Genomic DNA, 9,223 nt, shown 5'->3' on the forward strand with positions numbered 1-9,223 from the left:
GGTTCTCCCCGCTTTGTGCCTGATACGAAAACACTCCTGGTCCACGTAGGGGAAAAAGGGATGGCCGCGGTTGTTCTGGGTTTTTACGACAATCCCGATCAGCCCGTCGCTTACCAACGAGTCATTTTGGATTCCCGATATCCGGACTCACCTGAGATGAAGCAAATGATGGTGACCTACCAGAATCAGCTTGAGGCGCTGGGGCTGGCGGGTTTGGAAATCCGGCCTGTTGCCCATCCTCGACGCGAAATTCAGGGGGATTATGTGGGTTCGGAGAAGTGCGCGAACTGCCACGAAAAGTCGTACCTGATCTGGAAAAGATCGGGCCACGCAAAGGCTTGGGATACGCTGAGAAACCTCGATCCGCCGCGGACGTTCGATCCCGAATGTATCAGCTGCCACGTCACGGGGTGGCATCCCACCCGGTATTTCCCCTATATCTCGGGCTTTCTCTCCGAGAAGGAAACTCCCCACCTCGTTGATGTAGGCTGCGAATCGTGTCACGGGCCAGGTGGGGAGCACGTGGCAGCGGAAATGGGAAGCGATATCGAACGACAAAGACGGGCCGCCCAGGCGATGATCGTGACTAAAAAGGAGGTCGAAAATTCCGAGGTGCATAACTGTCGAAATTGTCACGATCTAGATAACAGCCCCGACTTCGACTTCGCCAAGTACTGGCCCCTGGTGGAACATTACGAAAAAGAGTAGTCCCTCCGGGGGAGATCACCAGCTTGACGGTGAAACACTTCCTGCCTACAGTGGGCGGATGTTCTGGCGTGCGCCAAGGTGTCGGCTTAAGGGGGCGATGCACGAAATCTCGCGCCGCAAAATAAATATCACAGCGAGCTTTCAAGGGAACGGTTATTGGGTCCAAAAGTATCGACCATTCGGGCATAAGGCGCCAGTCGTCATTGATGACAGTTCACCAAAGGAGACCGACCCATGAGACAGTGGATTGCTCTGGCAATTGCGGGATTGGTGACGTGGGGCTTTGCAGGGAACGGCTTTGCAGAGGGTACCGATGGCCATTCTGGAAAAATACGTGTCCTGCTGACTTACGGCGGACACGGATTTGAGGAAAAACCATTCTTTGAGATGTTCGACAAGATGGAGGGGATTGAATACAAGGCCATCAAACTGCCCGATCAGGCCGACATGCTTAATCCCGCTGCCGCGGAACAATTTGACGTAATCGTCATGTACGATTTGGTGCCTCGCATCACACCCCAGCAGCAGGAAGCCTTTGTGGCTCTGCTTAAAAAAGGGATCGGGGTGGTCTCGCTCCATCACAACATGGGGGCTCATCGTGATTGGGATGAGTTCCGTAAAATCATCGGAGGCAAATTCATTTTCCAGGAGTGTGTTATCGACGGAGAAACGTATAAGCCTTCGGGCTGGGCGCATGGCCAGGATTACAAAGTGATCATCGCCGATCCAGAACATCCCATCACCCGTGGCTTGAAAGACTTCGTCATCCACGACGAAACTTACAAAGATTACTACACTGCTCCGAACGTTCACGTGATTCTGAAAACTGACTGTCCCAATAATGACCCGGAAATCGGCTGGGTCACTTCGTATGGCAACAGTCGGGTGTTTTACCTCATGCTGGGGCACGATCATCTTGCCTGGAGCAATCCCAATTATCCCATCCTGTTGAAGCGTGGGATTGAATGGGCAGCAGGACGATTGAAGTGACAACGCCTGTTGCCCTCTTTTGACGCCTCAAGACCAGATTCATTGTTTGTCGTTTGCTGCTGGGGCCCGGTTTGCTGCGGGGATGAGCGCGCTCAATCGTAGCCGTTTCTTGTGAGGATGCCATGGCTGGCAACGAACGGAAGGTGATCGTGATCACGGGCGTCAGTCGCGGACTGGGCCGTGCTATGGTGGATCGCTTCATCGCCCTCGGGCATACGGTGGCGGGCTGTGCTCGCTCGGCATCTGCGGTGGAAGAACTCTCCACGATTTACGGTCGCCCGCACATCTTTGGGAAGGTGGATGTGGCGAGCGACCAGGCGGTGGCGGAGTGGGCAAGGGAAGTCATCGCTGCGTTGGGTCCGCCCGATCTCCTCATCAATAATGCGGCCTTAATCAATCGCAATGCCCGCCTGTGGGAAGTGCCGCCCGGCGAATTCGAGCAACTCCTTAGGGTGAATATCGCGGGTATTTATCACACGGTGCGCCATTTTGTGCCAGCGATGTTGGCACGAAAGCGCGGGGTCATCGTCAACTTTAGTTCTTACTGGGGGCGATCTGCGGCAGCCGAGGTCGGTCCGTATTGCGCGACCAAGTTCGCTGTCGAAGGTCTCACGCAATCGCTGGCGGCAGAGCTTCCACCCGACCTCGCGGCGGTGGTCGTCAATCCGGGGATCATAGACACGGCGATGCTGCGGAGCTGTTTCGGGGCCGAGGCCGCCAATTATCCCAAACCGGGAGATTGGGCCCGTCGCGTCGTTCCCTTCCTCCTCTCCCTTGATCGGCGCCACAACGGACAGTCGCTGACAGCGCCGTGGTCGGAACGACCGGAAGATCTCTGAGATTACTTGGGCGTCCGGTGAGCCGCGTGAAATGTGAGCAGACGATGCATTCGGGCGAAGCCGTATAGAATCATCGCTCGACACACTGGACGACCATGACCACCGTCAACGAAGCGTGTTCGTCTTACGTGTTTGGAGGAACGGCTGGTTTTTGATCGGCTGTGTTATTGTTCCCACCGAACACATATCGGAGAAACAGCCCCAGCAAGATGCATGTTCCGCCCGCCAGAGTCCACCATGCAGGGCGCTCACCCCAGACAAGGAACGCCCAAATGGGGTTGAGAATCGGCTCCAGTAGTCCAATCAGAGCGACTTCGTGACTAGGGATCACTTTGAGGCCCGTCGTAAGGAGAAGGTAAGGAATGGCCATCTGCACCACACCAAAGGCGACAAGCCAGGCCAGTTGAAAAGGTGAGGGCCAGTAACCGAGGGACACCACAAGCGGAGCCAGGACCACCGCCGAAGCCGTGTGATTGAGGGCCACAAGCCAGGCTGAGTTTTCTTCACGAAGTTGCCGGAGGGTCACAATCACCCCTCCGTAGCAAATCCCGGAGAGCAATCCCGCGAGGACACCCAGTTGGGAAAGCTTTTCCGTGCGGGTGAGCTCGAATGTGAGGATCAACGCCACCCCGGCGAACGCCGCCAGGAACGGCAGGAAGTCTCTTTTTTGAAGGGGCTCACGAAACAGAAAAAGGCAGGAAAGGAGAACCCAAAATGGGGCCGTACTCTCCAACCAAATGGCATTCGCAGCCGTACTCAGCACCATTGCTGTAAGGAAAGTGATGTTCATTCCAGCAAAGGAAACTACCATGGGAATGAGCATCGGCCGAAAACGCACGCCACGAACCAGGGGCAGCAAAACAATCGCGGCAGCCAATGTCCGCCAGAATCCGAACATGGCGCCGCGCCATTCGATCGGCCAGTTATCAAAAAAATGAGATTTGGTGAAAAAGCCGCTGCTGCTCCAGAGAACGACTGCCCCCACAACGCACAATCGCGCCGCGGTCTTGCTGAGAGAAGCAGGTTCCAGGATTTCCACGGTTTCGTCACGGTTGGGCATTCCCTGTTCCCCCGGTCAGCTCTTTCCACCGTTTGGATGTGTAGACTTCGGTGTGCTCTCCTACGAGACGCAAATAAAGGGCCGCTGTATCCGGAAAGGTCTCCACCCACGCCAAACCTTTTTCTGGTCCCAGAACGCTGACTGCCGTAGCCAAAGCGTCGGCCAGGGTTGCATTCGGGGCGACGACCGTCACCTCGCTCTGATCAGTCAGACCTACGCCGGTTCTCGGATCGACGATATGGGAGTAACGCTTCCCATCGATGACCACGAATCGGTAACGATCACCGGAGGTGGCCACTCCACAGCGTGCCCGCCGCACAAAATAACTCGGTGATTCTCCCGGCTTGATGGCGGCGACGGCAACATTCCAGTGATCGCGGTCGGGCGGAGGGTCGCCCAACCCGAGGTCACCGCCCAAATCAATCAAAGCCGAGCACACCCCTTCTTCGCGCATGACCTGGAGGGCGGCATCAATGGCGTAGCCCTTGGCCACAGCACCGAAATCCAGCCGCATTCCCGGTCGCAAAAGCTCCACCGCCCGATCTTCGGGGTAGAGACGCACAAATTGATATCCCACGGCCTGGCGCGCTTGGTCAAACCGCCAGGCTGGGGGCAATTCACGAGCCATCCGAGCCCTTCGCCACAACCGCACAATAGGGCCGATTGTGACATCAAATGCCCCCGCAGTTTGCTCAGAGATCTCGAGACTGAACACGAGAAGCCGCCACAAATCGTCGCTGACCTGCACCTTTTTCCCCGTTCCTGCCGTCTCACACAGGCGGCGAACTTCGCTCGTCGGATCGTAGTCGTTGAAAATCGCATTGAGTTGATGAATCCGTGCCATTGCCCGGGCCATCGCCCGGTCGGCAACCACGCCATCAGGATGGTAGCAGATGATACGCAGAGGCGCGGCCATCTCCTCGGCTTCGCGGACCCAGCGCACCGGCGCGTGATTGACAGGATCCGTTGCCGGGGTCTGCTGGCTTGCCAAAGGCTCAGGCGCGGTTGACGTCTCAGTTGCCAGTAGTGCGGAAAACTTAGGCTCGGTCAGCGAAGCTCGCGGGCCGACCAATGCTAAAAATGTGAAAAACGCAACTGCCGAAAATCTCCGGCTGAACGCCGTCCACGAGGACGGTTCAATAGAGCATGTCCTGGTAAGGGAAGAAAAGCCGTGCATATCAATTTTCCGACAATTCGCGCAGTTTGAATGGCGAGTCTCGGCCTCAGGATATCTCCGAACCGTTTGCAGGGGGATTGGCAGCGGCTTACAATACGCATTATTATCGACAATGGATGGGAACCCTCCAAGGTTCGGCTCAGACGATTTACAATGGGCCGGGTCAGATGAGAGATGTCGGCGGGCAGATGGCAAGTGTGGTCTTGGAGAGCAGACTGAATAATTACTTGGCCCGTGCGATCATCAGCCCCACCTTACGCGTAACAATGTCGATAGGTTTAGAGGGCCTGTGCCGCCCCGCAACGGTTCGGCGCAGGATTGGGTATCGGTCAAGTTGAGTTAGTTTGGTCACGAGGTGCTGTTAGATGAGGGACACCCGAATGCGCTCCTGGTTATGGGTTGTTGCGGGAACAGTGATGTTAGGATGTGTGATGACATCCCTAGGGGCCGAGGAGGGAACTGGCCAAAAGGTCAACCCGGCGGAAGATCTGGTCATCAAATGGCTGCCCGAGCCCTATCCTGTGCCCAATGCCGATGCGAAGACCGAAGCCGAGATGAAGCCCTACACGGAAGTGATTGTGGGTACGGACATCAAATTCGACATGGTGCCGATTCCGGGGGGAAAGTTTCTGATGGGAAGCCCCGAGAATGAGCCCGGCCGAAAGCCCGACGAAGGGCCCCAGCACGAGGTGGAAATCGAACCGTTCTGGATGGCGAAATACGAAACGCTATGGGACGCTTACGAGACGTGGTCTTTCGAGCTGGACAAGCGGCGCCGAGAGCAGACCAAAGAACCCGCCACGAAATGGGATGAGATCGCGGATGCGATTGCCCGCCCGACTCCTCCGTACACCGATATGTCTTTTGGAATGGGAAAGAAAGATCGGCCGGCAGTGTGTATGACGCTTTATGCCGCGCAGCACTTCTGCAAATGGTTGTGTGCGAAAACGGGTCGTTATTACCGCCTGCCGACGGAAGCGGAATGGGAGTATGCATGTCGGGCGGGAACGACGACGGCCTATTCGTTCGGAGATGATCCCAAGGATTTGGATGACTACGCTTGGTATTTCGACAACAGCGACGACAAGTATCACAAAGTGGGCGAAAAGAAGCCGAATCCGTGGGGGCTTTATGACATGCACGGCAATGTGGCAGAATGGGTTCTCGATCAGTATGTCCCCGATGCCTATAAAAAATTCGCGGGCAAAACCGTCAAGAACCCCATTGTCCCGGTCACCAAAGAGTTCCCGGTGGTGGTGCGGGGTGGATCCTGGATGGACGATCCCGAGCTACTCCGCAGCGCTGCCCGGCGAGCATCTCATCCTGATTGGAAAATGCAGGACCCGCAAATCCCCCAGAGTATCTGGTACTTAACGGACGCACCTTTTGTGGGCTTTCGGGTCGTTCGCCCACTGCGGCTGCCCACCGAAGAGGAAGCCAAGCTCTATGAGCCCGACCCCGAAATCTTGCGGAATTATCGGAAGGCTCAGGGCGGTAAGCAGTAAGTGCTTTCTGCGTTGGGCTCGTTACAGCCCCTTGCGTTTGCAGCTCCCTCAGACTAACTTGAAAGGCGATCTTTCCGGTTTTTGACGGCCTTGGGGCCAAGAACGGGCCAACGCCTTGCCGGTTGATTCCAAAGTTGAACCCCTTGTAAGGAGTGTGCGCCATGAGTGATGTGCTGAAGACATCTCGACGAAGCTTTCTGGAAACCTCGGCTGTCGTGAGCGGTGCGGCGCTGATGGGTTCGCTTAATCTCGGGCGAACTGTTCACGCGGCGGGCAGCGATGTGCTGAAGGTTTGCCTGGTCGGTTGCGGTGGCCGGGGTAATGGCGCTGTTCGCGATCACATCCGTGCTTCCCAGGAAACGGGCATCAAGGTGCAGATTGTGGCGGTGGCCGATGCTTTCGAGGATCGTGCCCGCGGTACGGCCGAAGGCCTTCGCAAGGAATTTTCCAAAGATATCGTCGATTTGCCGGATGACCGTGTGTTCGTGGGGCTCGATGCCTACAAAAAGGCCATCGACTGCGGGGTCGATATCATGATCAATGCCAGCCCTCCGGGTTTCCGGCCATTCCAGTATGAGTACGCCATCAAGGCCGGCAAACACGTCTTCATGGAGAAGCCCGTGTGTGTTGACGCCCCAGGCTTTCGCAAGGTGATGGCGGCGAACAAACTGGCCGACGAAAAAGGGTTGAAGGTTGGCGTGGGGCTCCAACGACATCATCAGGCCGGTTATATCCGGGAAATCGGCGAGATTAAAGAAGGCAAGATCGGCGATATCATGTTCCTACGGGCGTACTGGAATGGCGGTGCGATTTGGATTCGCCGCCGTCGGCAAGACCAGAATGAACTGCAATACCAGGTGTACAACTGGTACCACTTCACCTGGCTCAGCGGGGACAATATCGTCGAGCAGCACGTCCACAACCTCGATGTGTGCAACTGGGTGATGAGCGATGATCTGACCAATCCGGTGCACCCAATCGAGGCCAATGGTATGGGTGGCTGCGAGATGCGCTATCGGGGTGAAAACCGGGGCGTTGGCCAGATTTATGACCACCACTTCGTGGAATTCACCTACCCCAATGGCGTGAAGATGTACAGTCAGTGCCGCCAGATTAACGGCTGTTGGAACATCGTGGCTGAGGCGGCCCATGGCGTCAAGGGCGTTTCACCGTGCGCTGCGGGTGTTCGGGGCGAGAAGAACCCGTATGTCCAGGAACACATCGATTTCCTTAACGCCATCGTTAAGAACGAAAGGTACAACGAGGGGTACTTCGGTGCGACCAGTAGCTTCACAGCGGTCCTTGGCCGAATGGCGACCTACAGCGGGAAGGTCGTCCGCTGGGACGAGGCTGTGGAGAAAGGCCCGGTTATCGCTCCGGAAATTACGTCTTGGGATCAGGAACCCCCGGTAAAGCCGGACGCCAATGGCGATTACCCGATTGCACAGCCCGGTGTGTACGAACCATACTGATGACCAGCTTGCTAGATCGGGCTAAAGTAAAGACTCTATTGAGAGAAGCGTCTCGTGTGTGGCTGTGAAGCGACAGGGAGTTTCCCCCTCACGCAGCCCTGTCGCTCCTGAGGGTAACGCGACCGAGCTGGCCGAATCAGCTCGGTCGTTTTTTTACAACTTGTTTGCGGACCGGCGCAAGATGTTGCCTGAATGGCGACACCTTTTGACGCATGGCATCTGGCGATTAGGCAGCCCGGGCAAGGCGAAGAATTCGCGCATATTTCGACAATGTTTTCTCTGCCGCCTGTTGCCAGGTGAATTGTTCCAGGGCGAGCTGTCGGGCAGCACGGCCCGCGGCAGCCAGTGTCTCCGGCGCGACTCTTGCCAGGCGAACAAGTGTCCTTGCTAGGTCACCGGGATCATGTGTGACGGCCCAGCCCGCTCCAGCGGCGAGCACCTGGTGCAGCACATTCGTCTGCGGTGTGATGACCACTGGCAAACCGTGGGAAAGGGCTTCGAGGACACTTGTGGGATGTCCCTCTGTGCGTGACGGATGGAGAAATACATCGGCTGCTGAGTAAGCTCGGGTCTTCGCGTCTCCTTGGATCGGCCCCTCGACATGCACAACATCCCCCAGGAAGTGCCTGGCCACCTCCTCCCGCAGCCAGACGTCCGACCGAGCGCATCCGGGGCCGACTATCTTTACCCGTGCTCGGTTTCGTTGAAGCTCGCTGTGACATCGTGTCACGGCTTCGAGAAGAATATCCAGCCCTTTAATCTCGATTTCCAAGCGGCCGAGAAACAAAAACTCGCGCATGGCACGACCACCCGGGGTGGCGAGCTTATCTTCGGCAGGCGGCCACACGCCGTTTCCCGCAATGATGACCGGGCGTCCCCAGTCACCTGACCGCTCATATTCGCCTTGCGAGAGATACTGGATGGCACTGGCACCCGCGACAAAGGCATCGAAAAACAGGCGTCGGCCCAGCGTCTTTTTCCAGGCTTTCTGAGCCATTGCCTCGCGCGTCATTCCCCCGTGTGGACACACAAGATAGGGAATGCTGTGATTCTGGAATTCTCTCGCCAGCCGAGCATGGAAAGGTACAAACGTGCTGTGAAACACTACCAGGTCTGGCGCAAAGAGTCGGGACTTAAGACATTCCCACACAGAACTCTCCCCGGCTAGGCGGACCATATTCCGCCGCAGCAGCACCGGGATGGGCAACTGAGGGATGGGCCCGGGATCGACGCTGCTCACAAGCAGTCCTATCTGGACTTGAGGAAATTGCGACTGCGCCACAGCCAGATTGGCGACGGCTTCGGTAACCCCATTGGGGTTTTTCCAGCTAAGGGGGGCAACATGGAGGATCTTCATGGCGGAAAACATCGGAAAGGAAGATCGTTGCAAGGTCCGCTCTTTTATATCGGCCAGCGAGACATCGGTTGATAACTTCCGGGAAACTTTGGCTCAGTCCCACGAACTGGCCCGC

8 protein-coding genes are annotated in these 9,223 nt (G+C 56.7%); 5 read left to right on the forward strand and 3 right to left on the reverse strand.

Going from position 1 to position 9,223, the window contains the following annotated elements; translation table 11 throughout:
* From ABJK56_RS14180 to ABJK56_RS14190, 3 genes are all read left to right on the forward strand, one after another.
* Nucleotides 1-708 (forward strand): cytochrome c family protein (locus ABJK56_RS14180; RefSeq protein WP_347245318.1); only part of this gene is annotated, 708 nt, incomplete at its 5' end.
* A 234-nt stretch (nt 709-942) separates the two neighbouring features.
* Nucleotides 943-1,698: a ThuA domain-containing protein gene (locus tag ABJK56_RS14185; protein WP_347245319.1), complete on the forward strand. Its 756-nt coding sequence runs from the start codon at nt 943-945 to the stop codon at nt 1,696-1,698.
* Between the two features lie 122 nt (nt 1,699-1,820).
* Nucleotides 1,821-2,537 (forward strand): SDR family oxidoreductase, encoded by a 717-nt coding sequence (locus ABJK56_RS14190; protein ID WP_347245320.1) that lies wholly within the window; start codon nt 1,821-1,823, stop codon nt 2,535-2,537.
* A gap of 124 nt (nt 2,538-2,661) precedes the next feature.
* On the opposite strand, the gene ABJK56_RS14195 is transcribed toward ABJK56_RS14190, so the two are convergent.
* Together ABJK56_RS14195 and ABJK56_RS14200 are read right to left on the reverse strand one after the other, a co-directional pair.
* A complete protein-coding gene (locus ABJK56_RS14195) occupies nt 2,662-3,597 on the reverse strand; it encodes a DMT family transporter (RefSeq protein ID WP_347245321.1) in 936 nt (311 codons plus the stop codon).
* Entirely contained in the window at nt 3,584-4,513 is a 930-nt protein-coding gene (locus ABJK56_RS14200; protein ID WP_347245322.1) for an FAD:protein FMN transferase, read from the reverse strand. Before ABJK56_RS14200 ends, ABJK56_RS14195 begins: the two co-directional genes overlap by 14 nt.
* Nucleotides 4,514-5,139: 626 nt before the next feature.
* Here ABJK56_RS14200 and ABJK56_RS14205 point away from each other — a divergent pair.
* The gene (locus ABJK56_RS14205; RefSeq protein ID WP_347245323.1) at nt 5,140-6,279 is read left to right on the forward strand and encodes an SUMF1/EgtB/PvdO family nonheme iron enzyme; all 1,140 of its coding nucleotides are present in this window, start codon (nt 5,140-5,142) and stop codon (nt 6,277-6,279) included.
* A 161-nt stretch (nt 6,280-6,440) separates the two neighbouring features.
* Nucleotides 6,441-7,751, forward strand: a complete 1,311-nt coding sequence (locus ABJK56_RS14210) for a Gfo/Idh/MocA family oxidoreductase (RefSeq protein WP_347245324.1) — start codon at nt 6,441-6,443, stop codon at nt 7,749-7,751.
* Between the two features lie 226 nt (nt 7,752-7,977).
* Here ABJK56_RS14210 and ABJK56_RS14215 read toward each other — a convergent pair whose 3' ends face one another.
* Entirely contained in the window at nt 7,978-9,108 is a 1,131-nt protein-coding gene (locus tag ABJK56_RS14215; RefSeq protein ID WP_347245325.1) for a glycosyltransferase, read from the reverse strand.
* Between the last annotated feature and the right edge of the window lie 115 nt (nt 9,109-9,223).

The sequence above is a fragment of the Thermogutta sp. genome (assembly GCF_039793925.1).
In the GTDB taxonomy this organism is placed as follows: domain Bacteria; phylum Planctomycetota; class Planctomycetia; order Pirellulales; family Thermoguttaceae; genus Thermogutta.